This window comes from Robertkochia marina (assembly GCF_004799345.1).
GTDB lineage: Bacteria > Bacteroidota > Bacteroidia > Flavobacteriales > Flavobacteriaceae > Robertkochia > Robertkochia marina.
This window is the reverse complement of sequence record NZ_SSMC01000001.1, coordinates 1,182,256-1,208,336: the sequence shown is the minus strand read 5'-3', so window position 1 is coordinate 1,208,336 and position 26,081 is coordinate 1,182,256. Positions and strand designations below refer to the sequence as shown.

Sequence of the window (26,081 nt, the reverse complement as noted above, 5' to 3'; positions counted from 1 at the left end):
TGCACAAAGATGCATTGGGTCTTAAGTATTACACGGTAGCTACATATTTACTTTCGTTTACAAGCGTGTATAAACGTTTATAAACGCATAGATGACATACCCATGAAACAAAAGAACACGCTGAAAAAAATCGAACTGCGTAACCTTCAAATTGAAGATTACTTTGAGCTGAAACGCTCTATGATCGAATCCTATTCTGAAATGGAAGACATGTACTGGAAGGAGCACCATATTGAAAAACTGTTAAAGGTTTTTCCGGAAGGGCAACTTGTAGTATTAGTGGATGGCAAAGTGGTAGGTTCGGCCCTTTCGCTAATCATTGATGAAGATGATATTGACGAAAACCACACCTACGAAGAGATAACCGGAAACTATACCTTCTCTACCCACGATCCGAAAGGAAATATCATTTACGGGATCGACGTTTTCATACACCCAAAATATCGGGGATTACGATTAGGAAGGCGGCTTTACGACCAGCGTAAAGAACTTTGCGAACAACTTAATCTGAAAGGGATCATGTTTGCCGGCAGAATCCCTAATTACAGTAAGGTTGCTGATCAAATGACTCCCAAGCAATACATCGAAAAGGTTCGTATGAAAGACCTTTTTGATCCGGTACTGGCGTTTCAGCTCAGCAATGATTTTCACGTTAGAAAGGTGATGAAAAATTACCTGGAGGGCGATAATGAATCTAAAGACTTCGCTGTTCTCATGGAGTGGAATAATATTTATTATGAGCCAAGTCCAAAACTTATTAACTCTAAGAAATCTGTTGTCAGGCTGGGGCTCATTCAGTGGCAAATGCGCCCGTTATATAACCTGGATGCCCTTTTTGAGCAAGCCGAATTCTTTATTGATGCCGTTTCAGGCTACAGCAGTGATTTTGCACTGTTCCCGGAATTGTTTACGGCTCCACTCATGGCCGATTACAATCACCTGAACGAACCTGATGCCATCAGGGAGCTTGCCAAATTCACAGAACCGATTCGCAAGAAATTTGAGGAATTCGCCATTTCTTATAACATCAACATCATTACCGGGAGTATGCCTTACCTGGAAAACGGGAAACTGCTCAATGTAGGTTTTCTTTGCAAACGCGATGGTTCTTCAGAAATGTATACTAAAATACACATTACGCCTAACGAAGTATCCACCTGGGGTATGAGCGGAGGTGATCTTATAAAAACCTTCGACACCGATTGCGGACGTATCGGTATCGTGATCTGTTATGATGTTGAGTTCCCCGAACTGCCAAGACTACTGGCCGACCAGGGGATGCAAATACTGTTTGTTCCGTTTTTAACAGACACTCAGAACGGATATACCCGGGTAAAGCACTGTGCACAAGCCAGAGCCATTGAAAATGAATGTTATGTAGCCATAGCCGGTTGCGTGGGGAACTTACCGAAGGTGAATAATATGGATATTCAATTTGCACAGGCAGCTGTTTTTACCCCTTCCGACTTTGCCTTTCCGACCAATGGAATTAAAGCCGAAGCCACCCCTAATACTGAGATGACCCTGATCGTTGATGTAGATATTGACCTGCTAAAAGAGCTACACGAGCATGGAAGTGTAAAAACCTTAAAAGACAGAAGATTCGACTTATATGAAGTAAAAAAAAAGAAATAAGTACTATATTTACGCTTTCCCTCAAACACTGAAAATGATCATAAACTTAAAGAATGAAGTCTGGAAAGACCTCCAGCGCGAGCATTGGCGTGAAAATGAAAAGTACCGAATTTCAAACTATGGCAGAGTAATCAGTTATAAACACCATCCGGAAGGTAAAATGCTAACCCCCGGAAAAGTTGGTGGGTATACCGTGATCACAGCTATTAAGAAGGATAAAAAGAATGACCTCGTATATATTCACCGGGCGGTTGCTGAACTTTTTATCGACAATGCGGAAGAGAAGAGATTTGTAATCCACCTTGATTACGACAAACAAAATAACAAGGCTGAAAACCTGGCCTGGGCTACACGAAGTGAACTTACCAAACACAACAGTAAGAATCCAAGAGTCATCAAAGCCAAGGAGCGTAAAAAGACGCACCGAAGCTATGCCAAACTCACTGAGGCCAAGGTAAAGATCATAAAACGCAAGATCAACGATCCGAACCGTAAGACAAGAATGAAGATGATCGCCAAGCAATTTGGCATTTCCGAAATGCAGTTGTACAGGATCAAGTCGGGTGAGAATTGGGGCAGTGTAGAACCCTGAGAGGAATAATGAGACCGGGAGAATACGGTAGAGGATTCTGAATTACGCCTTCGAACATTCCGGAACCTGAACATTCCGGAAACAAAAACAGCAAAAACCAACCTAAAATATACCGCTATGAAGCAGTACGTGCTCATGTGGATATTGGCATGTCTTGCTGTTACCACACCCCTTGAGGCTCAAACCGGAAATTCTTCCTCAGAACTTCCTGAATTTCATCAATTACAGTGGAGAAATATTGGCCCGTTTCGAGGCGGCAGAAGTGTTGCCTGTACCGGTATTGCCAACGATCCGCTCACTTATTTTATGGGAAGCACCGGAGGTGGTATCTGGAAAACTGAAGATGCAGGTCTGTCATGGCATAATATTTCAGACCCTTTTTTAAAAACCGGTACTGTAGGCGCCATCGCCGTGGCCCCTTCAGACCCTAATGTGGTCTATGCCGGCATGGGAGAACATGCTGTTCGTGGAGTGATGACTTCCAGTGGAGACGGGATGTACCGTTCTTTAGACTCCGGAAAAACGTGGACACATATCGGCCTGGACAACAGCAGGCATATTTCTGATATTGTTATTCACCCTACAGATCCGGACCGGGTTTATGTGGCGGTTCAGGGAGCCCAATACGGTAATTCAGAAGAACGTGGCGTGTACATGACTACCGATGGTGGCAGCAACTGGGAGCGAATACTTTTTACTCATGAGCATACCGGTGCCTCCTCTTTGGCCATGGATCCTGATAACCCACGTATTCTTTATGCCTCTATGTGGCAGCATCTGCGGTTTCCGTGGACCATGCAATCCGGGGGAGAACATTCAGGGATCTATAAATCAACCAACAGCGGAGCTTCCTGGAAATTACTAAAAGAGGGCCTCCCTGAGGTCATGGGAAAATCAGGAGTAACAGTTTCTCCGGCGAACCCCGATCGCCTCTGGGCGGTAATCGAAGCTGAAGGAGAAAAGGGCGGTGTATACCGATCTGATGATGCCGGAGCTACCTGGAGCCAGGTAAATAAAGATCGTATCAACATCGCGAGGTCCTGGTACTATATGGAAATCTTTGCTGACCCTCAGGATGAGAATACCGTATACGTACTCAATGCACCTATGTTGAAATCGGTTGATGGCGGACGTAATTTTCTTCCGATCCCGACACCTCATGGCGATAACCACGACCTATGGATCAACCCTGTCAATAATGATATTATGATCAATGCCAATGACGGGGGAGCCAATATTTCTATGAATGGCGGCAAAACATGGTCTGAACAAAGCAACCAACCAACGGCCCAATTCTATCGGGTAATTACAGACAACCAGGTTCCTTACCACGTATATGGCGGTCAGCAGGACAACAGTGCCATCGCCATTGCCAGCAGAACCACCGGCCCCGGTATCGGCTGGAAGGACTGGTATTCAGTAGCCGGATGTGAAAGTGCGTTTCTTGCCTTTAATCCGGAAGATCCGTCCATGGTTTTCGGAGGCTGTTACCAGGGTATTATTGACAGCTGGAACCGTAATAACGGTACTTCTAAAGCCATAAAACCTTATCCTGAACTTGCCTTGGGCAATGAACCAAAGGACATGAAATTCAGGTTTAACTGGAACGCACCTATCGTGTATTCACAACATCATTCGAATACGATCTATCACGCCGGAAACGTCATCTTCAAATCTCAAAATGAAGGTATTGACTGGGAACTGATCAGTGACGATCTTACCCGAAATGAAAAAGACAAACAAGGCCCGGGTGGTCAGCCCTTTACCAATGAAGCTGCCGGAGGAGAGAATTACAATACCATTACCAGTGTTACAGAATCTCCTCATTCAAAGGGCACGTTGTGGGCAGGAACTGATGACGGATTACTGCATATGACCACCAATGAGGGGAACTCATGGAGCAATGTTACCCCAAAAGAAGTCAACGACGGGATCATCAATAGCATTGAGGTTTCACCCCATGATCCTGAAACGGTATACATAACCGTTATGCGTTATAAAAGAAATGACCTTACCCCCTATATCTACAAGACCACCAATAATGGGAACTCCTGGAAGTTGATCACCGATGGTATTGATGACGAGCATACCTTCGCAAGGGTGGTCAGAGAAGATCGAAAGGTAAAAGACCTTCTCTATGCCGGTACAGAAACAGGACTTTTTATATCGGTTAATGGTGGTAAGTCGTGGAATCGTTTTCAACTAAACTTACCGGCCGTACCCATCAATGACCTGACCATAAGACAAAATGACTTGGTGGCAGCCACAGCCGGAAGAGGTTTCTGGATTCTGGATGACCTCTCTCCCATTCAACAGAGCAAATTAGCCCCTCCGGGAGAACTTACTATATTTCAACCTAAAGACACTTACCTCTTTGAAGGCGGTTTCTCTAAAAAATTTACTCCCGGTTTAGGTCAAAACCCAAGGTCTGGAGTCTCCATAGATTATTACATTCCGCAATCAGAAGACAGCCTTAGCCTAACCCTGGAAATTCTCGACACCAACGGTATGGTATTGCGTACTTTTGAAAACAAAGGGTCAGAAGACTTTAAGCCATGGCCGGGTGGTCCGGGAAAACCGGAGGCCTTACCTTCAGAATCGGGATTCAATAGATTTACCTGGGACTTTAGAAAAGAGCCTGTTCCCGCCGTTGAGAAAGTCTTCGTTTATGGTGATTACTCCGGAAACAGGGTCATCCCGGGAAAATACACCTTACGTCTTACCTCTAACGGGCAAAGTTCTGAAACAGAAGTGACCATATTACCAAACCCCAATATCAAAGCAACTACAGAAGATTTTAAAAAGCAGGAAACCTTTTTGAATGAAATCGATGCCCTGATCACTGACATTCACAATTCGGTGAACGAAATGCGATCTGCAAAAACACAATTAAAAGGTCACAAAAAGTTGTTGAAAGACAATGAGCAGTATGCAGAGCTGACGAATAAAGCCGACACCCTGATCAGCACCATTGAGACCTGGGAAACAAAACTTATTCAGCCAGATCAGAAAACCTTTCAGGACGTGATCAACTTCAATAACAAACTGAATGCAGAGCTCATGTATTTAAAGGAGTTCTCAGCTCAGGAAGACCCAAGGATCACTTCAGGGGCCAAGGAAAGATTGACCGATCTCAAAAAAATGTGGACTTCTCTCAAAGCGGAGCAGGAGAAGATCATAAACGAAGGATTTAAAGGGTTTAATGAACTCTACAGGCAAAAAAACATTCCCGCTATAATGACCAGTAATAAATAAGGAGTAATGGAAAAGTCATGTCTCGAATGCGGAGAGAAGTTGTTGGGCAGGGCAGATAAGAAGTACTGCAATGATCACTGCAGAAATGCATACAACAACAAACGCAATAAAGAGAGTAACCAACTGATAAGAACCGTCAATAACCGATTGCGAAAAAACTATCGAATACTTCAGGACCTAAACCCGGAAGGAAAAACCACTGCAAGTCGAAAAAAAATGGCAGATCGCGGGTTTGATTTCAGTTTTATTACCCATACATATACCACCAAAAAGGGCAGTACTTACTATTTCGTCTACGACCTGGGCTACCTTCCTCTTGACAACGATTATTTTATGCTGGTTAAGCGAACAGCTTAACAATGCCTGCTAAAGGTTATAGGCTTGACGATCTCAACCTTTGAATTGAAAAAACCGGAGAAGCAAAGTCGCATATCACCTACGGACTTAAAAACACAACATACCAGCAAATGCCTGCTCTTACGTAGCTCAACCGCCTTAACAGGCACCCTGAAGGCTGTATTCTGGTAACAGGAAGGACAGCATATTTAAAACGAAGACAAACCCAATATCTTCCGTGCCATTCAACACATCGATAAGGCTATTGCCATGGCTCCTAATTTTATAAGCTGATATTTGTCATACAATGTGAATCAGGCTTTTGCTACTTTAAAGCTGATATTTAATCAAAAGGCTAAGAGAGTATGGATCACATTGCAAGTAATGATATCTTGAAGGAGGGCGACCCGATCAAAACCAGGAAAATCAAACAAGTGATCGTTGAGATCGTAAGCGATTCAGGCGAAGGAGCCCAAAAATGTGGACAGAGCTTCGGAGCAATCTCCGCCAAAATGGGAAATGGCGTTTGGACCGTTGAGATCATTCCTGCAGAAATACAACCACCCGCACGCTCACGGGAAGGCGCCTCCGGAATCCGGGTACGTATCGGTTCGGATAAAGTGACCAATATGGGAAATCACGCTGATCTGGTAATCGCTCTCAACGAACAGGTGCTCTACGGCAGGATCAGTCAGGATGCATATAATGAGAACACCCTGATGTTTATCGAGAATAAATGGGCCAAAAGCGAACATGAAACCATTAGGCAGCAGTACTCGGAAGCACTCCTGAAATTTAAGGAGTTGGGCATTCAGGTGGTCGAAATTCCCATGGAAGAGGAATGTCTGAAACTAATTCCCGATCCCCGAAAAGGTAAAAACATGTGGATCCTGGGTCTGCTCTGCTATATGTACGATCGTGACATCCCCAAGGCCGAAGATCAGATCCGAACCATCTTTAAAAAGAAAACCGATGCGGTAATAGAATTGAATATCAGGTTGCTGCAAGCAGGATATGATTGGGCTAAAGATAATCTTGCCTATCGTTACGAGGTGACACCGATGGATGTGAATGATGATATGGTGGTCATGAACGGAAATGAAGCCCTCAGTATGGGTATTATGGCATCGGGTATTGAACTGTGTTCAATGTATCCGATAACGCCAGCGACATCCGTATCCCATCACCTGGCTGAATATTTTGAAAAGGTTGGGGGTATCGTGCATCAGGCAGAAGATGAGATTGCCGCGATCGGATTTGCGATCGGTGCTTCTTTCGCAGGGAAACCGGCAGTAACAGTTACCTCAGGTCCGGGATTGGCACTCAAGACCGAGTTTATCGGCCTGGCCGTCATGGCTGAAATCCCGCTGGTGATAATTGATGTTCAGCGAGGGGGGCCCTCTACCGGATTACCGACGAAGGTTGAACAGAGCGACTTGTTGGCAGCGATCTACGGGGAGGCCGGAGATGCGCCTAAAATCGTACTTGCAGCCGCTACTATTGAAGAGTGCTTTCAATTTGTTGTTTTGGCACGAAAGCTTGCCGAATCATTGCGCACGCCCGTCATTTTATTGAGTGATGCAAACCTGGCAACAGGGGTACAACCCTTCCCGCGTCCAAAAATCGACCCCTCGTGGCTGACCAATCCCTTCGATCAGAGTCCATGGAAGGATGGGGTCTGGCCCTTTGAATGGGATGAAAATACAGGAATCAGCAAAAGACCGATTCCGGGGCAGAAAGGCGGCATGTACACTGTAACAGGACTGGCGCATGGACAGACAGGAAAGGTGGCATATGACCCGGACATCAATCAGGCCAGCGTTGAAAGCCGAAGCCGAAAGTTCGCCGCTTTCCAGAAAAGCCTTAAACCCCCAAAGATCAACGGAGGCCCTGAGGGTGATATTCTGCTGGTTGGTTGGGGATCTACACTTGGCGCCATAGAGGAAGCCGTAGCCGATGCCCGCGCCAAAGGACTAAAAGTAAGCAGCCTTCACCTGCGTTTTCTCTTTCCTATGGTTCCGGGGTTGGTTGAGATCTTCAAAAGATTCAAAAAAGTCATCACCGTTGAGATCAATTATAGTGATACGCCGGGCCACCCGATGATCACTCAGGAGAATCGTCGCTATGCTCAGTTGGCTTGGCTCCTCAGGGCACAAACACTCATGGATATTGACAGCTTCAGCAATGTCTACGGGCAGCCCCTGAACCCTGAAAAGGTATTGAAAATGATCAAACGCGAATTGAAAATTAAAAACACTAATGCCAGCGTATAAAAACCTGTAATAGTATGCTTTTACAAACTCATGAATTTTGTTCTGTCCCCTCCTTTGATCATGATTATGGTATGGAGGACTATGGTAAAGGCGTGGCCCGATGGTGTCCGGGTTGTGGGGGGCATTCCATACTCACCACGGTACAGCGCGTCTGCAAGGACATGCAATATGAACCTGAAAAAACGGTAGTGGTCTCCGGCATCGGATGCAGTGGTCGATTTCCACATTACATGGGAACCTATGGGTTTCACGGCCTTCATGGAAGAGCATTCCCGGTAGCCAGTGGCGTGAAATTCAGACGACCGGACCTCAACGTTTTTGTTGTCACCGGAGATGGGGATTGTTGCTCAATCGGTGCAGGGCACTGGGTACATGCCATTAGGTACAATATGAAAATGGTGGCCTTACTCTTTGATAATGGTATTTATGGTTTGACCAAAAAACAAACTTCACCCACCAGCCCGTTGGACACCCATTCCAATACGCACCCTAAAGGTTCCATTCTTCCTCCGATCAACCCGCTACAAACTACGTTGGGCCTGGCCAATGTCTCCTTCGTGGCGCAGACTGTGGATTGGAATTCTGCTCACCTCTATGCCACCATACGAAAAGCGGCCGAACATCCCGGCCTCGCTTTCGTGCGTATCGTTCAACGGTGCCCTGCGTTTATGCGCGACCTCTATGGTGATATCGCCGTCAACCCTAAAAACCTCATCCTGCTCTCACACGAAAATGGGATCGATCTGAAACCAAAGGCCCGGAAAGCCTTTGGCCGGGTGATCGAGCACGATCCTTCAAATATCCACAAGGCCAGGGAACACGCAGAGATCAATAATGGCATTCCGATCGGTTTGCTATATCAAAATACCGACAACGTCCGCTATGATGAATATGGAGCTCACAATCTCGGAATGGGCGTTGAGGAGAAAAAGCAGAACCTGGAATCCTTATTGGATCAATATACGACTAGATAATTGGTGTCATGAACGAAATAAATAATTCAAATACGGATCAGATCCTCGACTGTTATACCCATAGCAACGTCGTGGTTACCAGAGAGGAAGAACCCGCACCCCAGAATGAGCAATTGAAAAGCTATCGCGATCAATTGCACAAGTACTTTGTACAGGGTGTAAAAACAGACTTTTGCCAAAATATTACCGTGGCACCGATTTTGTCTGCTCCATGCTTGCGGGGCAAATTACCCGCCATGCACTATCCGGTGCTATTCGATCCTGAAAAAAGCAATTGCTGCAGCCTTCATGAACGACTTGAAGTATTGATCTCAGATCATTGTAATTCTGATATCGGCAGAAGCTTGATCGAGAAACTCCCTTCCATCCTATTGACACTTCAAGGGAAACTGCAATTGGCTGATAAGGAACTTAATTATGACTCACAGGTACATGAGTTGATGGAAATAATGGGCAATGCATTGGGTGACGATACGCCAAAGAATTTACAAGAACATTTAGATCCAATAAATCAAAAACTCTTATCCTGCAAAGGGCCCATCATGGTTTTTAGTGCTAGGACTCCTTATCAACTGCTCAATATTCATTTAAAAGAGCGAGTTGCCACCTATTCAGAGTTCATTGCCCATATGCGACGGAAACTATCCGGATTGAATGAAATTGCTGATCTACAGGATAAGGACCGGGAAAAGGACAGTACGCATTTTGAGTTTGCCAGCGACCTTTTGTCTTTAGACGCATTACAGAATGTGGTACCTCAGAGGGTTAGTTCAGATCTGCCAAAAGCACGGCTCAAGCGAATTCGGGATAGCATAAAAATACTTTCCAACGCTGAAAAAGTTTATACAGAGAATCCCACGAAGATCTTTATTACAAAACAACTACTGGAAAGCTATGACCTTAAAGAGGTGTTTGGTCAGGCAACTCTTGAAGTGGTGGAATCTGACGCCATCTCACATGCCAAAGATTACTTAAAAAAGGAGTTGTCGAATTTTGTAGCACTGATCCGGGCGATGCGTTTGGCGGAGCTTGAGATAGCACAAACCTACGATGAATCTTTGCATGATGCCTATTTTGAAGCATTCGCTCCGTCCTATCTGAATGACGGGGATATCAAATATTTCCCCCCTGTCATTGTTATTGACGAGAGCCGCAATATTGTCGACCAGACAAAGGATTTTATTTCCCTTTTTTCCGACGGTGCCTTTATTAAGGTTTTCGCCATTAACACATTGAATGACATTAATTTGCCTGTCGTAGCTTCTGAGATGGAAGAAAGCTCTCTGGAGATCGCATCACTGGCTGTCTTTCGCAGAAATGCTTATGTGTACCAGGGAAGTATTGAAGACCCCTACGCTTTTGAAAATGCATTACGTCATGGTCTGAACGCCACCGCACCGGTACTCTGGAACGTATTGCTCCCGGATATCGGATCGGAAGATGGCCCCGGTAGTCTCATCAGAATCCACAGGGCGATCGAAAGCCGGCAATTTCCACGCCTGACCTACGATATCGAGGCCGGGGTGGATTTTGGAAGCCACTTCAATTTGGAGAACAATCCGCAATGTGATCTCTTATATCCAAATCAAACTCTGGAAATCAAAAATCCCGGCGGAAAGGATACGGAACAGATTAGTCTGAGCTCAGCGGATTATCTTGCGATGGAGACGCGCAATTTGCAAACCCTTGAGATTATTCCCGGCTGGTATCAAAATGAAAAACTGGTACCTGTAGCAGACTATCTTTCAGATGATCCGAAGACCCTGATAGGAAAGATACCCATCATTCAGGTCGTGGATGAAGACTACAAACTACATAGGGCAGCCATTCCGGCATCCTGGCTTCAAAGGATAAGAAGCAGGCGTGACTATTGGCGTTTTTTACAGGAACTCGGGGGAGTCAGGAGCCAGCATTTTGAAAACAAGTTAGCGACGTCTAAAGCTGAGTGGACAAAGGCCAAAGAAGCAGCACTAAAAGCACTGGAAGCACGGTTATCCGAGGAGTATGAAACCCGAAGAGCCGCCGACATTGAAAAAACCATCCGCGATATACTTTTTGCACTCATGGAGGGAAAAACCGACCTGGCCAGCCTTGCCGTGAATTCAATTACTCCGGTGCCCGTTAGCGTGAAATTGGAAACGGATGAGGAATCCGTTGAAACTGTACCGGCTCCGAAGGAAACACACAAAGAAGAGGTATCGGTGAGTAAAGTACCCTGGGTGGAAAGCGATGAATGTACTTCTTGCAACGATTGCATCAATACGGCACCCAACGTTTTTAAATACAATAGTAACAAACAAGCCCATGTACACAATCCCAAGGGCGACAAATACGCAAAGATCGTTGCTGCAGCAGAAAAATGCCCGGCCATGTGCATCCATCCGGGTCTGCCCCACGACCCGAATGAACCCGGGTTGGAGAAATTGTTGAAAAGAGCGGAGAAATACCAATGACCCGGTTAGCCTGTTAAAAACCGTAAATGATATGGGTAGTGGAAGACACGCCTGTTGCCAATTTCAAAAATCAGGAAGACCTGTTTAACGACGCCAGCTAAAGGCTTTAAGCTTTAATGCCGCCGCAAGGATATCTTTTCTACTGATCTGACCTACCAACTTTCCGTGCTCCATGACAGGCAAACGTCTTCTGTTGGATTTATTAAATTTTGACGCTGCGTCAAAAATACTTACGTCATGACCTATGGTCTCCACCTCTTCACTCATAAAATGCGAGACCCTCTTATCTAAGATCGGCATATTAAAATAGCGGCTTTCTGAGATTTCTTTCATACAATCTGCTTCAGAGATGATCCCTACCAGGTCTCCATCATCATTCACCACAGGTCCTCCGGAAATACGATACCGTATCAACAGCTCCATTACCTCCAGAATAGATTGGTTTGGGTGGAAAGTGATAAGACTCTTCGTCATATAATCTTCAACAAGAATAGGTGCCTTGTACTCATTCTTGAACTCTGCTCTTGGCCCTTGATAACTTTTGATCCCCATATCAATTCATTTAAAATTTAGTTTGGTCTCCTATAAATTAAGCATTTTTCTCCACAAACAAATAACTATCTGACCATCAAGCATTTTATTTACACAAAATTCTTTCTTTTAACCCTTGAATACACCCCTCTCGATTTCCGGGTTGAAGAAAATAGGATATCTTTAATCCTTCAGGTTTTGATAGGCGATTACCCTTATAAGCCATTCGAGAAAAATTTTTAAAACAACAGCTCAAACGTCAGTACTGTTCAAATAACCATGACAAATTCAACAAAAAAGCAGATAAGTATCCTGGGATGTGGATGGCTGGGAATGCCATTATCAAAAACACTTCTCGGACACGGCTTTTCTATTAAAGGGAGTACCACCACGGCTGAAAAAACACCTCTTTTAAAACAACAAGGCATATCACCTTACCACATCCTTATTAAAGAAGACCGTATGGAAGGCTCTTTAAAGGAGTTTGTGGAGGGGAGTAACATCTTGATCGTAGATATACCACCGGGGTTGCGAAGTAATCCCTCTTCGAATTTTCCTGCGCGAGTTAAGACACTTCTTGAAGGCCTGGCAAACACAAAGATTCAACACATATTATTTATTAGTTCTACTTCGGTTTTTCCCGATCTTAATACAATCTTTTCAGAAGAGGATACACCGGAACCCGATTCGAATTCCGGGAAACAATTGCTGGAGGCTGAAAGGCTGATCTTAAATGACTCCAGGAAGAATTCCGTACTCAGGTTTGGCGGACTCATAGGACCTGACCGTCATCCCATAAACTTTCTTTCCGGAAAAAAAGACCTTTCAGGAGGCTCAAAACCGATCAATCTTATTCATCTTGATGATTGCATCGGGCTCATCATCCAAGTAGTTACCGAAAACATCTGGAGTAACATTTTACACGGCGTAACACCCTTTCACCCTTCCAAAAGTGAGTACTATGTTAAGGAAGCCCAAAAACGAGAGTTACCTCCTCCGGGTTTCAAAAATGAAGCTGACCCCAAGGGAGGTAAGATCATCAGCGGCAAAAAAACCATGCAGCTCCTCTCCTATACCTACCAGCATCCCGAATTAAGCACGATGGACTGAAAGAACCACAACAAAAGGGCTTTGCCGGTATCATCTTACCAAAACTTTATGATGAGAATTGAAATATTTTAATAGTTTTGGCTGAATAAAACAACCTGCAACCTATACGAAGCTTATAGTGTTGTGCATCTAAAAAGAACAGACACAAACTTTAAATTCATGAAAAAGATCTTAGCAACCCTCATGCTTGTCGTTACAGCTGCGGGATTTTCACAAAATAGTCAAGAGCTGGTTTCTCATTACGAGGCTTATTACGCTCAAATGAAGAAGCAAGGAGATGTACGCGGAGTGATCGATGCACTGACCCACCTGGAGGTACTTTCACCTTCAGAGCAAAGAAGAGACACGCTTGCTTATTTCTACGCAAACTCGAAACAGTATGTACAAGCCTTAAATGTGTTGGGCACCGAAAAAGATGCGAATGCCTCAGACCTGGCCCTGGAGATCAAAGCCATTTCACTGAAAGCTTTAAATCAACCACAGCTTGCTGTGCAACAATTTGATATCATGTTTGGCCGGAATCCGGATGTATACCTGGCCTACGAATTAGCAGATCTCAACCTGCAGATCGGAAAGACCGTGGAGGCCAAAACCTATATTACCTATGGTCTTGAAAACACCAAGGATGGGCAAATGCTGCCATTTTACGAGGCGCAGCCCCCCTACCAGGTGCCTTTAAAAGCAGCCTTTAAGTACCAGGAAGGATTGTTCCTTTACAATGAAGATAAAACCAAGATGGATGAAGCTATCAAGCTTATTGACGAGGCTATTGCCATGGCTCCTAATTTCAACATGGCCATTCAGATCAAAGACATTCTCTTAAAGCAGAAACAGGCCCAGGCCGCCGCCGAGGAAGAAGGCCAAAAAGAAGAAAACAAGAATTAAAAAAAGCGACCTTAGGGTCGCTTTTTTAGTTATACCCTTATACGGTTATGTAGTTATGCGGGAATGTCTTCGCGAACCTGCCTAGCGTCAGACAGGGTTTACGAAGTAAACTTCGGCGATCTGCCGTAATTTAGTAAGGCATCTCGCTTCATGCTTCTTTCCAATAACCAAAGTAAATCTTTAAGGAGAATCCTGTCTGTTTAACGGCATAACCGTATAACTGCATAAGTGTAGAACCACATAACCGCATAACGAAAAAAGCCCGGCAATGCCGGGCTTTACTTAAAGATCTCGTGTATTACCAGATCTTAATTCTTTCTTCAGGAGCTAAATACATGGCATCACCTTCCTGTACATTGAAAGCCTCATAGAAGGCATCAATATTCTTCAGGGGTTGTCCCGCTCTGATCATTCCCGGAGAGTGCGTATCGGTAAGGATACGGTTTCTCAGGGCCTGATCTCTCATTTTGGTTCTCCATACTGTAGCCCATGACATGAAGAAACGTTCTTGGGGAGTAAATCCGTCGATCTCTCCGGGGTTTCCGGTTTCTTCAAGATGAAGCATCAACCCGTCATAGGCAGCATTTACACCTCCCAGATCTCCGATGTTTTCACCAAGCGTATATTTACCATTGATGAACAATTCGGGTGCTACTTCAATCGCACTGTATTGGTCAGCAAGATTTCCACCTAATTCCTGAAACTTTTTCAGGTCTGTTTCTGTCCACCAGTTTTTCAGGTTCCCTTCAGCATCAAATTGTGCTCCTTTATCATCAAATCCGTGAGAGATCTCATGGCCGATCACAGCCCCGATACCTCCGTAATTCACAGCAGCATCTGCATTAAAATTAAAGAAGGGTGGCTGAAGAATTGCAGCCGGGAATACGATCTCATTCTTTGTCGGACTGTAATACGCATTAACCACCTGAGGTGCCAACCACCATTCAGCACGATCTACCGGCTCATCAAGTTTATCGATATCCTCTTTAAAAGACCAATTTCTAAGAGCCATTTGATTTGAAATATAATCACCTCCTTGTTCAGGCGCCTTCACTTCAAGTCCGGAATAATCCTTCCACTTATCAGGGTAACCTACCTTTATGGTCATCTTATTGAGTTTCCCGATCGCTTTTTCTTTGGTGTCTGCATCCATCCAATCCAGAGCATTGATTCGGTTCTCATAAGCACGGATCACATTGGCGATCATTTCTTCAGCTGTCTTCTTGGCTTCAGCAGGAAATTTTTCTTCCACATATAATTTACCCAGCGCTTCTCCAAGACTGAAATTGATAGTACTTAAGGCACGTTCATCGAGGGGTAACTGTTGTTCAGCTCCTCTTAACTCTTTAGAGTAAAACTCCCAGTTAGCCTTATCCATCTCTGTTGTAAGCATACCGGCAGCTGTATTTACCACATCCCATCTTAAAAGTGCCTTGATCTCATCCAATCTGTCGGCCTTCATCACCTTCTCCAGAGAAGCTATATAGTCCGGCTGGCTTACAATCAGGGTATCTACAGCACCGGCACCAATGGCATTCAAATAATCATTCCAACCAAATGCTCCGAGCATATCAGGTAATGCTGCCGTAGCAGTTGGATTATAGGTTTTGTTTGGATCTCTGCGATCAACCTTATCAAGGGTATTAGAGGCCAATTCGGTTTCAAGGGCCAGGATCACTTCGGCATCTTTCGCAGCCTCTGCCTCTTCTACCCCCACCATAGTAAGCATGCGGGAGATATGCTTCTTGTATTTTTCCCGGATCTCTACAGAACGTTCATCATCATTCATGTAATAATCGCGGTTGGGAAGTCCCAAACTTGCAGCTCCTAAATAAGCAACATTTTTATCGGCATTCTTTAAATCTGCACTTACACCAAAACTGAAGAATACATTCCCCATAGAGGTTGTATTTGCTGTAAGATATTCCTGAACACCCTGAAGATCTGAAATACTTTCAATGTCTTTTAACCAGGACTCAACAGGCGCTGTTCCTGCCTCATTTCTGCTTAGGGTATCAACGATCGTTTTGAACATAGCTACCGCTTTTCCCTGGTCTGAGCTAAAGTCAAGGCCTTCTGCCTCTGAAGCTCTTAACAAAATATCCAGAGCGTCCTGATCGGTCTTTTTACCTAATTCGTTAAAAGCACCCCAACTCGTACGATCAGCAGGGATCTCAGTCTCTTTTAACCAGGTACCGTTAACATAAGTAAAGAAATCATCTTGAGGGGCCACGGTGGTATCCATATACGACAGATTAATACCGGGCACAACCTCCTCGCTGCTCATAGCCAGCTCATCATTCTTTTCCGTTTTACACGAAAAAACGATCGCTCCTGCCGCCAACAACGAGAGTAATGGTAATTTGTTTCGTTTCATTTTTTGTATTGATTTTTTGGAATTGCACTAAAATAAGGTGTTAAAACATGCATACAGGTCTATTTATGTCTTCCTTAACATAAAAAAAGAGAATGCCGGATCACGCTTCTCCTCGGGTATGATCAGAGTAGTCAAAAAGCCCCTGAAGGCCTACAATTATTGAAGGTTAGACAACAGATGGATTACTCCGGAAGGATAGAATCGAGATAGGTCGTGTCTCTCTTCAAAAAGTCTTCATAGACCTTTTCCCGAAGGGCATCGGCTATATGAAAACGAAAAGCGTTATAAGACTCGAATAATTTAACCCTGGTAGTGTCAACTTCTGCCGAGGGAGCTCTTTGCTCCAACTGATCTTTCAACTTCATAGCAAAGGTCCTGAACACCAGCGCCCTGCTCTTTACAGCCGGGTTCTGTACTTTTTCCGGGATGGAGTCGTGTATAAGTTCTGATTGAATTCTAAGCAGGTCTTCATTGATATAGCTCAAATCTCCTGATTTTACCCCGCGAAATCGCTCCATTTCACGTTGCAATTCCCAGTAAGATTTCCATTCCTTCAATGAATCCTCTACCTGAGCATCTAATTTCAGTATAGGATCGAGCGGTACATAGGTATAGGAAGTTTCCTGAGCAGAATCTTCAGAAGTACTTTCCGTTGATTGTTCCTGACCACATGCAAAGAGTACCAGGCCGATGGCCATAAAAAAGAACAGTTTCAAATACTTCGTAAAACGCATTGTATTCATAAGGATAGATTCATTAAGCACCTATGAGCGCCTTGGCAAATATACTATTTTACGGATTGCAGTTTGGAGTTAGGAGTTTGCAGTTTACGGATTGCGGTTTGCAGTTTGTAATATACATGCACAATGGCTAAGTAACCTATCATTTAAATGATCACCTTCTCCTTCCCCTTTACAGAGAGGGCCGACGGTAGTGAAAGGTTCAGTGAACCTTTAATAGTGAGGAGCCAGGTGGTGCGATGGTGCCACGCGTGAGGCGTGGTCAGATGGGGCCTTCCATTACTCCATGCTATTTTGAAAATGAGATTACCCCCTCCTTCCGAAGGAGGGGTGCTTCGCAGAAGCGGGGTGGTTCTGCGCCAGGAGTATTCGCTCCGCTCATGGACCTGCTAAACCCACTCCTGCAAATACAAACCCATACCCTTGCTGTGCAAGGCTTGTTTTTTATTCCCCTCACATTACCCTCCAAAGCAGGAGTATTCGCTCCGCTCATGGACCTGCTAAACCCACTCCTGCAAATACAAACCCATACCCTTGCTGTGCAAGGCTTGTTTTTTATTCCCCTCACATTACCCTCCAAAGCAGGAGTATTCGCTCCGCTCATGGACCTGCTAAACCCGCTCCTGCAAATACAAACCCATACCCTTGCTGTGCAAGGCTTGTTTTTTATTCCCAGCCTGCTTACAAGAGCTGGCTCTTGACGCGTCTGGGAATAAAAAACCCATCGTCGTCGCGATGGGTTTGTGCTTGATGTAGCCTCGCCAGGACTCGAACCTGGATCTAAAGTTTAGGAAACTTCTATTCTATCCCTTGAACTACGAGGCCGATATTTAATTTTTTCCGACAGATTACTACAAAAATAATCTCTTTTTGTAAGAAGCCATATTTTCCTCTAGCTTTTTATACCTCCTCGACAGTGTTTACCTCTCTCACCCTGGGGACCTTCAAAATTCGAAGGGCATTTAACTGTGCCAACACCATAAAAACGAATAAAAGAAAGATCGTTCTACTGAAAGAGACCCCCTGATCGAGCAAGGCACCGATCAACAATGGTCCCATAGCTGTACTGAATACCATGAACATGGTGAACAGACTTCGAATAGTTCCCATTCGTGCAGTACCATAAACCTCAGCAATTACTGCTGTTTTCACAGTACCGGCTATACCCATTGAGATACCACTCAAGATCAGGAACACCAATGCTCCGTAAATATGCTCCACAAAACTGAGGAATAAAAGGCCTATTGACATCGGGAAGAGGTACATTCCGAATAACTTTCTGGCACCGTAACGGTCTACCCAAATTCCTCCTGCAATCGAAAGCAGGAAACGGGTAACGGCATAGGCTGTAAAGAAAGAAGCATATAGTGGTAATGACCACCCTTTTTCCTCAGCAAAAACATATTGATAAAAAAATATGGCTGTAGAAATAAATCCAAGGGCAAAACTTGGACTCACGATAATAAAGAAGCGCTTGTCTTTGATGAGTTCACTAAAGGTGCCTCCGAGAGCTTTCCACGAAAATGCAGCTGTGTTGACCTGCTGTCTGTCAAAATCTTTCAAATCCATAAACTGCACCCCCAAGGCATAAACAATTAATACCAGGCCACTGGCCAAGGCAGCTGCCTTAAACCCATACTGCAGAATGATGGCGGAAACCAGGAGTGGAAAAACGGCCTCTCCTACCGAAAACCCGAGAGATGTAAGACTCAAAGCCTTACCGCGGTCATTGTCAAAACATCTGGACATCAGGGTAAATCCGATATGGGTCAACATACCCTGACCGTTTAATCGCAGGCCGGTAAAAGCAATGAATAAAAGTGAAATATGCCAGGCTGAAAATCCAAGAAAAAAACAGGAAGCTGCCAGTGAGAGCAAGACAAGGGTTGTGATCCTTTTAACCGGCTTATGATCTATGGTATGCCCAATGGATAGCATAATTACAGAGGCCACCACAGTACATACGGCATAAATACTACCGAACTCCGCCTTTTCAAGGTCGAGTATCCGAAGAAGCTCCGGCACATATAACGACAGTAAAAATGTTTGCCCGAAACCGGAGAGAAAGGTCATGCTCCATGCGAATCCGACCGGTCTTATGTTTGCTTTAAAAAATCGCAGCAGATCATTCAAAATGCTCTTTTCCTGCAAAACTAGGGAGAAGATCACGAAATTTCCGTTAACATCGGGTTAATCACTTTCTCCCAGAGTATTGTCTTCGGGGTAATACAACCTCAATTTCTTTTGAGAACGCAGGTGTTGATCTATGAGGCGCATCACATCACTGTTGTGTTCACGGGGTTGGATATATTCGGCAAAACTTTCCCAACGATCTATGGTCTCTTCTTCCGAAATAAAGCCATAGCCCTTGTAGACACCCCGATCAACCAATACCAAACCTCTCTCCCCCGGTTCACGTCCCTTCAGGCTTATTACTACCGACAAGCCTCCCATACGCAGTTCTTCTAAAGCGGTCAATACCCTTTCGTTGTATGCTTCTGCCGATTCCTGACCGGAACACACGCCCTTACAGGAGGTGAGCTTATAATGATCGCAGGGACCGGGCTGAGATTGAAGTTGAGTAAATCGCGGACACAATTGATATGCTTCACATAGCCGCTCTAATTCGGCTATGCACTCCTGAACATTAAAAAATGTACGAAGAGGCTCATTCACTAATTTTGAGCTGTTATACCCCAACTGAATAATACCTTTCCTGTTGCGGTAAGAGGTAATGGCATACCCTTTATTGGTGCGTTTCTGGGCTCTGTTATACTTCGGATATATAGCTTTGATCTCTGCCGATTCCTTTAAAAGTGCAATGAGCTCAGAACCCGTTTCTGTATAATCGAGGCAGGCTGTCTCCCTGCAAAGGGCGATCTCTTTGGAGGTCTTGTCATAAAAATGTCCGAGTACTCTCTTTTTGATATTTACAGCCTTACCCACATAGATCACCTTTTGATTCCTGTCTTTAAAGTAGTACACCCCGGGGGTTTCAGGTAGTTTTTCAAAATCTGACCTGGGCAACAATGAAGGCAAGGTGCCTGTTCCGGAATTTCTTGAAAGCATCTTCAAATACCATTCTGAACGATCAGCGGCCATTAATTTTTCAAATAATATTACGGTAGCATCGGTATCTCCCTTTGCCCGGTGGCGATCGTTCAATTCAATATTCAGACTGGCGCATAATTTCCCCAGGCTATAGGAATACAACCCGGGAAACACTTTTCGTGACCAGCGAACTGTGCAAAGCTTCTTGCGGTAAAAGTCATACCCCAGGGCTTTAAACTCACTACGCAACACCTGGTAATCAAACTGTACATTATGGGCTACAAAAATGCGATCTTCCATGAGTGAAAGCAGGGTGCTGGCAAGTTCAGAGAATTCGGGAGCCTCTGATACCATGCTGTCATCAATACCTGTGAGGCGTGTAACAAAGGGAGCAATAGGCACCCCCGGATTCACAAGACTGTGAAACTCTTCAAGCTTTTGTTTTCCATCGTGAATAACCACTGCGATCTCGGTTACCCTGTTGTCGCGGCCTGCAAGTCCAGTGGTCTCAATGTCTACTATTGCGAATTGCATAGGAGGAGCTATTAAGAATGGGTTAAAAATAAGGCTTTACCCTTTTACTTCAGAATTCAAGTTTTAATTGAACCTTCATCTCAGGAGGTTCCTCCTCCTGCTGTTTCTTCTCTCCGGTATTGAGATTTGAAAGTGACAACCCCAGTAATCGCACCGAATCCTGAAGCTCTTCCTGGTAAAGCAATTCCCTGGCTGTTTCCAGGATAAGATCTTTATCTGCCACAAAATAAGGCAGGGTTTTTGACCGGGTTTGCACACGAAAATCACTGTATTTTATTTTCAGGGTAATGGTCTTACCCGCTACCCTGTGTTTCTTAAGCCGATCGGATAATTCGCCGGCAATGTGATCCAGTTTATCCAGCATATAAACCTCGCTGCTCAGGTTTTCACTGAAGGTCCTTTCGGCCCCTACCGACTTAGGTATGCGTTCCGGCTTGACCTCACTTTGATGTATCCCCCTTACCACATGGTAATAATGCTGTCCGCTTTTCCCGAAGTGATCGGTTAAAAACTCCAGAGATCTTTCCTTTAGTTCCTTTCCGGTAAATATCCCCAGCTGATACATCTTTTCGGCTGTAACCTTCCCGATGCCAAAAAATTTTCTGATATCAAGGGTTTCAAGAAATTCCAAAACCTCTTCAGGTGGAATTGTCTTTTGGCCGTTGGGCTTATTAATATCACTGGCTACCTTGGCCAGAAATTTATTAACCGATATTCCTGCAGAAGCATTTAAACCGGTTTCCTCTTTAATTCGCGCCCTGATCTCCCTCGCAAGGATTGTGGCTGATGGCATTTGTTTCTTATTAACAGTGACATCAAGAAAAGCCTCATCAAGTGAGAGGGGCTCCACCAGGTCTGTATATTCAAAAAATATGGATCTTATCTTTTTAGAGATCTCCCGATATCGCTCGAAACGGGGCTTTACAAAGATCAATTCAGGACAAAGCTTAGCAGCCATTCTCCCCGACATGGCACTTTTAACACCATATTTACGGGCTTCATAACTGGCTGCGGCTACCACTCCCCGTTTCTGACCTCCGCCTACGGCTAAAGGTTTTCCTTTTAGTTCCGGTGCATCCAATTGTTCTACAGATGCATAGAAAGCATCCATGTCTACATGAATGATCTTTCTGATGGGGAACTGTTCTTGCATACCGCAAATTTAAAGTAAATTAGCATGTACAAGGTATCTTAAACCACAACAATCCAATGGGTAAAAAAGCCATCATTCTCGGTGCCACAGGTCTTACCGGGGGGCACGTTCTGAAGCTTCTTCTTGATAACGCAGCGTATGAAACGGTCATTGTATTTGGGCGTACATCGGTAGGTTTCAAACACCCCAAACTGCAGGAACATCTAACCGATCTATTTACCCTCCAGGAAGAACACGCTCATTTTCATGCCGACGAGGTATATTGCTGTATAGGTACCACCAAGGCCAAAACACCGGATAAAGAGACCTATAAAAAGATCGATTATGGGATTCCCTTAACCGCTGCCCAATTATGTGAGCGTAATGATATTGAGAATCTGGTGGTGATCTCTGCCCTTGGGGCAAATCCCGAGTCCGGTATTTTCTATAATCGCCTTAAGGGCGAAATGGAGCAAGCAGTACAGCAGGCACATTCAGGAAATACTTTTATCGTACAACCCGCATTAATTAGTGGAGACCGGGAGGAAAACCGAACAGGAGAATGGCTCTTTAAACAACTTTTTAAGGGGTTGAACTACCTATTGGTAGGTCCACTTAAAAAATACCGGAGCATACACCCTGAGCAAATTGCAAAAGCCATGATCTGCCTGGCTGATAGCGACTATACTCCAGGGGTTTATGAGAATGATCGCCTGATCGACCTGGCAACATCCTGTAATAAGCAGTAATATGAAGGAAGTAGAACATAAATTCCTGGTGCGCTCTGATGAATACCGTGCACTGGCTCGTAAAAGTACCAGGATCACCCAGGGTTTTTTGAATACTCACCCCGAAAGAACTGTTCGGGTACGAATCAAAGGCCGCGAAGGTTTTCTAACCGTAAAAGGACTCTCTAATGAGAGCGGCACCTCCCGGTTTGAATGGGAAAAGGAGATCTCGGAGAATGAAGCAGCAGCACTTTTAAACCTCTGTGAACCCGGTGTTATTGATAAGACCCGCTATGAAGTATTACACGAAGGGCATTGCTATGAGGTTGATGAGTTTCACGGTGAGAACGAGGGGCTCATTATCGCAGAGATCGAATTGGAAGAAGAGGGTCAGGTTTTCTCAAAACCGTCATGGCTCGGAAAGGAAGTTACAGGAATCACCAGGTATTATAACTCCATGCTGAGCAATCATCCGTTTAAAAAATGGAGTGAAAAGGAACAGGATGATGGATGATGAATGATGGATTATGGATTATGGATTATGGATGGAGATAGTAAACTCTGCACCTTTAGCACCTTTCCCTTAACTCTTAACCCTTAGCCCTTAGTCTGATCGATTTAAGATCTTGAATCTCTATGCTTGAGAAAAATTTGGAATTTGGGATTTGGAATTTGGAATTTGGAAATTGAATATTAAAAAGTCTACTATTTGTCAAACAGCCTCTGCTTCCGTTTCTCCATCTCCCCGGCAATGCTCTGTGCAGCTGCATTTCCGTTTTTAAGCTCTTTGATAATATTCTCAAAGCTTTCTTCATCCATATCCTGACTGAGTTTAAATACGTGATCCAGGTCATGAACTTCCACCTCAAAGGCCGTTATGGCATGGAGCAGGCGTTGGGTATATTCAGGTCCTAAATTATCGAAGGTGGTTGGAGACAAGCCATTATTGTTTTCAAAATGGAGGGTGGTTTTACGCAGGATCTCTATCAATTGTTCTTCTCCTGGAAACCTGATGGTTCCTTTAGCCTGAACGGTCATATAATTCCAGGTAGATGCACTTTGCTTACCGCTATACCAGGTAGCACTCACATAGGTATCAGGACCCGGAAACAGTACCATGACCCGGTTGTTTTCCGTAAAAGCCTTATGGTGTTCAGACCCTTTTATCATATGCCCTCGCAACAATTTTTTCCCATCCTGTTCTTCCAAAAAAACAGGGGCCTGGGTTGCTACGGGATTGTATTTCAGATCGCAGCCTGAAATAACCGCAAACGGGAAATCTGCAATAAATTTTGTGATAGTATCCGGGTTGTAATCTTTGTATTCAAAGTGCTGGTACATATAAATGCCTGGTTGATGATGGGGCGTAAGTTAAAAGAAAAATTATTATCCGGTTTCAGGTATTGAATTTAGCCGGAAAACCGGCTTTACAGCCAAGATCAGACAAATTATTTCCAGAACGCCCTTATTTCATTTATATTTATTCATCTGAAATTCAGTAAACTACGTTGAAATGCGTTTAATCGTTTTACCTCTTCTATACAGCATTCTACTACTCGTGGGGTGTAAGGATGCAACTTCGAAAGTTTCCAATTCCCAAGAAATAGCAAAAGCAGCTATGGAAGAATCTGCAGATCCTCCTGAAAACATGGTTTATATTCCGGGGGGTTCATTTACCATGGGGGCACCCGAAAGTGACACTCAGGCATGGCCACATGAGCACCCGGCACATCCGGTAACCGTTGACCCGTTTTATATTGATAAAACTGAGGTCACCAATGAACAGTTTGCTGCCTTCGTTGAGGCCACAGGATACGTTACAGTTGCTGAGCGCGCTATTGACTGGGAAGATCTTAAGACACAGGTGCCACCTGGAACACCTAAGCCTCATGACTCCGTTTTACTACCGGGTTCACTGGTATTCAGGCAACCCTCACAACCGGTACGAAATCTACAGGATTATTCCCAATGGTGGGAGTGGAAGATCGGTGCCAACTGGAGACATCCAAAGGGTCCCGACAGTAATTTAGATGGTTTAGAACATCACCCTGTGGTTCATATAGCTCTTGAAGATGCCATAGCCTATTGCGAATGGGCCGGCCACAGACTTCCCACCGAAGCAGAATGGGAATTTGCCGCAAGGGGTGCGCTTACCAACAAAAGATACCCATGGGGCAGTGAGCGCGAAAAACTGGAATCGTCTACCAACAGCTGGACGGGTGAATTTCCTATGGCTAACGATAAGGAAGACGGGTATGTTACCACAGCTCCGGTATCGACCTACCCGCCTAATGGTTATGGGTTATATGATATGGCAGGTAATGTCTGGGAATGGACCTCAGACTGGTATAATAGTAAATATTACTCATGGGCATTGCAGCAGGGGGTGGTTAACAACCCGAAAGGGGCTCCTGAACATTATAACCCTACCCAACCCTATGTAAAACAGAAGGTGGTAAAAGGCGGTTCTTTTCTTTGCAGCGACAGCTATTGTGCCAGCTATAGGGTATCAGCTCGCATGGCTACTGATATTGATTCAGGGCAGGAGCATTTAGGCTTCCGAACCGTAAAAGATGTTGAATAATATCTTGAATAACCTCAAAAATAGCTGTTTTACGAAAGGCAGACGCCCTTTCAACGACTCAAACCGGTAGATCCATAAATTCCGGAGTCATGAATTCTGTAGAAGGCATTCTTTTTAGCGGGAAAAACTGTGGTATATGTACTGCATTAAAACCCAAGTTATCAGAAGTGATGAATACATACCCTGGTATTGATTACAGGGTGGTTATCGCTGAAGAAGATCCTGCTCTGGCTGCTTCTCACACTGTTTTTAATGTTCCGGTATTACTCATTTTGGCAGAGGGGCGAGAATTTCGAAGGTACCATGGGGCATTTTCATTAAACGAGGTGAAGAATGATATTGACCGGCTTCTCTCGTTAATGGGTGATTAGTACCATAAAAAAGTCCGCGATCAAGAACTGACCACGGACTCTCCTACTAACTAACTTGATAATGAGCTATTATGATCCCGCTCCGGAGATTAATTCTGCAAGACGTCTGGTGTCTTTTTGTATTTTCATTTCCAAGAAACAAGCTTCTACACTTTCGGCAGGTACTCCTTTCTTTTCTGTAAGCTCTCTGTATTCTTTAAGCATTCTGGCTAATCTCGATGATAGTTTGGACACCTTAAACTCCACCGCCTTCTGCTCTCCTTTGGACTTCAACCTGAGGATTTTCTCAGCGCTGGGGCCCTGTGGTAGTGATTTCTTCATAGATGATTAGTTTTCTTAAACCCTGTAAAACAAGTTTGACAAGGACACTTTTGGTTGATTTCCAGCCTATTAGAACCTTTAATTTAACGTAATTTTATCAATAAAAAAAATTTGATTTTAAAAAAAGATTGATGGTGGTATTAGTATAATCTATACACCTTCTCTTTCACCTCATAAAGCAAAACCTCAGGGCCAATAC

The 26,081-nt window shown here is 44.4% G+C and carries 21 protein-coding genes and 1 tRNA gene; 13 read left to right on the top strand and 9 right to left on the bottom strand.

All coding sequences use genetic code 11. The annotated features are described in order from the left end of the window. The first annotated feature begins 102 nt into the window (after positions 1-102). The 7 genes from E7Z59_RS05035 to E7Z59_RS05005 all read left to right on the top strand — a co-directional run bounded on the left by E7Z59_RS05035 (position 103) and on the right by E7Z59_RS05005 (position 11,518). Entirely contained in the window at positions 103-1,635 is a 1,533-nt protein-coding gene (locus tag E7Z59_RS05035) for a bifunctional GNAT family N-acetyltransferase/carbon-nitrogen hydrolase family protein (RefSeq protein ID WP_136335183.1), read from the top strand. 34 nt (positions 1,636-1,669) lie between these two features. Next, positions 1,670-2,227, top strand: a complete 558-nt coding sequence (locus tag E7Z59_RS05030; RefSeq protein WP_136335182.1) for an HNH endonuclease — start codon at positions 1,670-1,672, stop codon at positions 2,225-2,227. A 117-nt stretch (positions 2,228-2,344) separates the two neighbouring features. Continuing rightward, positions 2,345-5,482 (top strand): VPS10 domain-containing protein, encoded by a 3,138-nt coding sequence (locus E7Z59_RS05025; protein WP_136335181.1) that lies wholly within the window; start codon positions 2,345-2,347, stop codon positions 5,480-5,482. Positions 5,483-5,488: 6 nt separating this feature from the next. Beyond that, positions 5,489-5,839, top strand: a complete 351-nt coding sequence (locus E7Z59_RS05020; protein WP_136335180.1) for a hypothetical protein — start codon at positions 5,489-5,491, stop codon at positions 5,837-5,839. 344 nt (positions 5,840-6,183) lie between these two features. Next, on the top strand, positions 6,184-8,091 hold the full coding sequence (locus E7Z59_RS05015; protein WP_136335179.1) for a 2-oxoacid:acceptor oxidoreductase subunit alpha: 1,908 nt from the start codon (positions 6,184-6,186) through the stop codon (positions 8,089-8,091). Positions 8,092-8,105: 14 nt separating this feature from the next. Further along, the gene (locus tag E7Z59_RS05010) at positions 8,106-9,065 is read left to right on the top strand and encodes a thiamine pyrophosphate-dependent enzyme (RefSeq protein WP_136335178.1); all 960 of its coding nucleotides are present in this window, start codon (positions 8,106-8,108) and stop codon (positions 9,063-9,065) included. An 8-nt stretch (positions 9,066-9,073) separates the two neighbouring features. Continuing rightward, positions 9,074-11,518, top strand: a complete 2,445-nt coding sequence (locus tag E7Z59_RS05005) for a ferredoxin (RefSeq protein WP_136335177.1) — start codon at positions 9,074-9,076, stop codon at positions 11,516-11,518. Between the two features lie 84 nt (positions 11,519-11,602). Here E7Z59_RS05005 and E7Z59_RS05000 read toward each other — a convergent pair whose 3' ends face one another. Then, positions 11,603-12,070, bottom strand: a complete 468-nt coding sequence (locus E7Z59_RS05000) for a CBS domain-containing protein (RefSeq protein ID WP_136335176.1) — start codon at positions 12,068-12,070, stop codon at positions 11,603-11,605. A gap of 258 nt (positions 12,071-12,328) precedes the next feature. Between E7Z59_RS05000 and E7Z59_RS04995 the strand changes: the two genes are divergently transcribed. Both E7Z59_RS04995 and E7Z59_RS04990 read left to right on the top strand, forming a co-directional pair. After that, positions 12,329-13,159, top strand: a complete 831-nt coding sequence (locus tag E7Z59_RS04995; protein WP_136335175.1) for a Rossmann-fold NAD(P)-binding domain-containing protein — start codon at positions 12,329-12,331, stop codon at positions 13,157-13,159. Between the two features lie 159 nt (positions 13,160-13,318). Next, positions 13,319-14,044 carry a hypothetical protein gene (locus tag E7Z59_RS04990; protein ID WP_136335174.1) on the top strand — a complete coding sequence of 242 codons (726 nt, stop codon included), beginning with the start codon at positions 13,319-13,321 and terminating at the stop codon, positions 14,042-14,044. A gap of 298 nt (positions 14,045-14,342) precedes the next feature. On the opposite strand, the gene E7Z59_RS04985 is transcribed toward E7Z59_RS04990, so the two are convergent. The 6 genes from E7Z59_RS04985 to dinB form a co-directional block, all read right to left on the bottom strand. Further along, the gene (locus E7Z59_RS04985) at positions 14,343-16,421 is read right to left on the bottom strand and encodes a M13 family metallopeptidase (RefSeq protein WP_136335173.1); all 2,079 of its coding nucleotides are present in this window, start codon (positions 16,419-16,421) and stop codon (positions 14,343-14,345) included. 182 nt (positions 16,422-16,603) lie between these two features. After that, positions 16,604-17,164 (bottom strand): hypothetical protein, encoded by a 561-nt coding sequence (locus E7Z59_RS04980; protein WP_136335172.1) that lies wholly within the window; start codon positions 17,162-17,164, stop codon positions 16,604-16,606. Between the two features lie 750 nt (positions 17,165-17,914). Next, a tRNA-Arg gene (locus E7Z59_RS04975) sits at positions 17,915-17,986 on the bottom strand. A gap of 75 nt (positions 17,987-18,061) precedes the next feature. Continuing rightward, complete coding sequence (locus E7Z59_RS04970; RefSeq protein WP_136335171.1) at positions 18,062-19,294, bottom strand: MFS transporter; 1,233 nt, start codon at positions 19,292-19,294, stop codon at positions 18,062-18,064. A gap of 57 nt (positions 19,295-19,351) precedes the next feature. Further along, on the bottom strand, positions 19,352-20,746 hold the full coding sequence (locus E7Z59_RS04965) for an exonuclease domain-containing protein (protein WP_136335170.1): 1,395 nt from the start codon (positions 20,744-20,746) through the stop codon (positions 19,352-19,354). A gap of 49 nt (positions 20,747-20,795) precedes the next feature. Beyond that, a complete protein-coding gene (dinB, locus tag E7Z59_RS04960; RefSeq protein WP_136335169.1) occupies positions 20,796-21,899 on the bottom strand; it encodes a DNA polymerase IV in 1,104 nt (367 codons plus the stop codon). Between the two features lie 56 nt (positions 21,900-21,955). Between dinB and E7Z59_RS04955 the strand changes: the two genes are divergently transcribed. Together E7Z59_RS04955 and E7Z59_RS04950 are read left to right on the top strand one after the other, a co-directional pair. Continuing rightward, complete coding sequence (locus tag E7Z59_RS04955) at positions 21,956-22,627, top strand: NAD-dependent epimerase/dehydratase family protein (RefSeq protein WP_136335168.1); 672 nt, start codon at positions 21,956-21,958, stop codon at positions 22,625-22,627. A gap of 1 nt (position 22,628) precedes the next feature. Continuing rightward, positions 22,629-23,120, top strand: a complete 492-nt coding sequence (locus E7Z59_RS04950) for a CYTH domain-containing protein (RefSeq protein ID WP_136335167.1) — start codon at positions 22,629-22,631, stop codon at positions 23,118-23,120. A gap of 191 nt (positions 23,121-23,311) precedes the next feature. Here E7Z59_RS04950 and E7Z59_RS04945 read toward each other — a convergent pair whose 3' ends face one another. After that, entirely contained in the window at positions 23,312-23,947 is a 636-nt protein-coding gene (locus E7Z59_RS04945; RefSeq protein ID WP_136335166.1) for an FMN-binding negative transcriptional regulator, read from the bottom strand. Between the two features lie 172 nt (positions 23,948-24,119). On the opposite strand from E7Z59_RS04945, the gene E7Z59_RS04940 reads away from it, so the two are divergent. Then, positions 24,120-25,190, top strand: coding sequence for a formylglycine-generating enzyme family protein (locus E7Z59_RS04940; RefSeq protein WP_136335165.1), 1,071 nt, complete (start codon positions 24,120-24,122; stop codon positions 25,188-25,190). An 89-nt stretch (positions 25,191-25,279) separates the two neighbouring features. Next, on the top strand, positions 25,280-25,561 hold the full coding sequence (locus E7Z59_RS04935; RefSeq protein ID WP_136335164.1) for a thioredoxin family protein: 282 nt from the start codon (positions 25,280-25,282) through the stop codon (positions 25,559-25,561). A 69-nt stretch (positions 25,562-25,630) separates the two neighbouring features. On the opposite strand, the gene E7Z59_RS04930 is transcribed toward E7Z59_RS04935, so the two are convergent. Then, positions 25,631-25,882, bottom strand: coding sequence for a hypothetical protein (locus tag E7Z59_RS04930; protein WP_136335163.1), 252 nt, complete (start codon positions 25,880-25,882; stop codon positions 25,631-25,633). Positions 25,883-26,081: the final 199 nt, after the last annotated feature.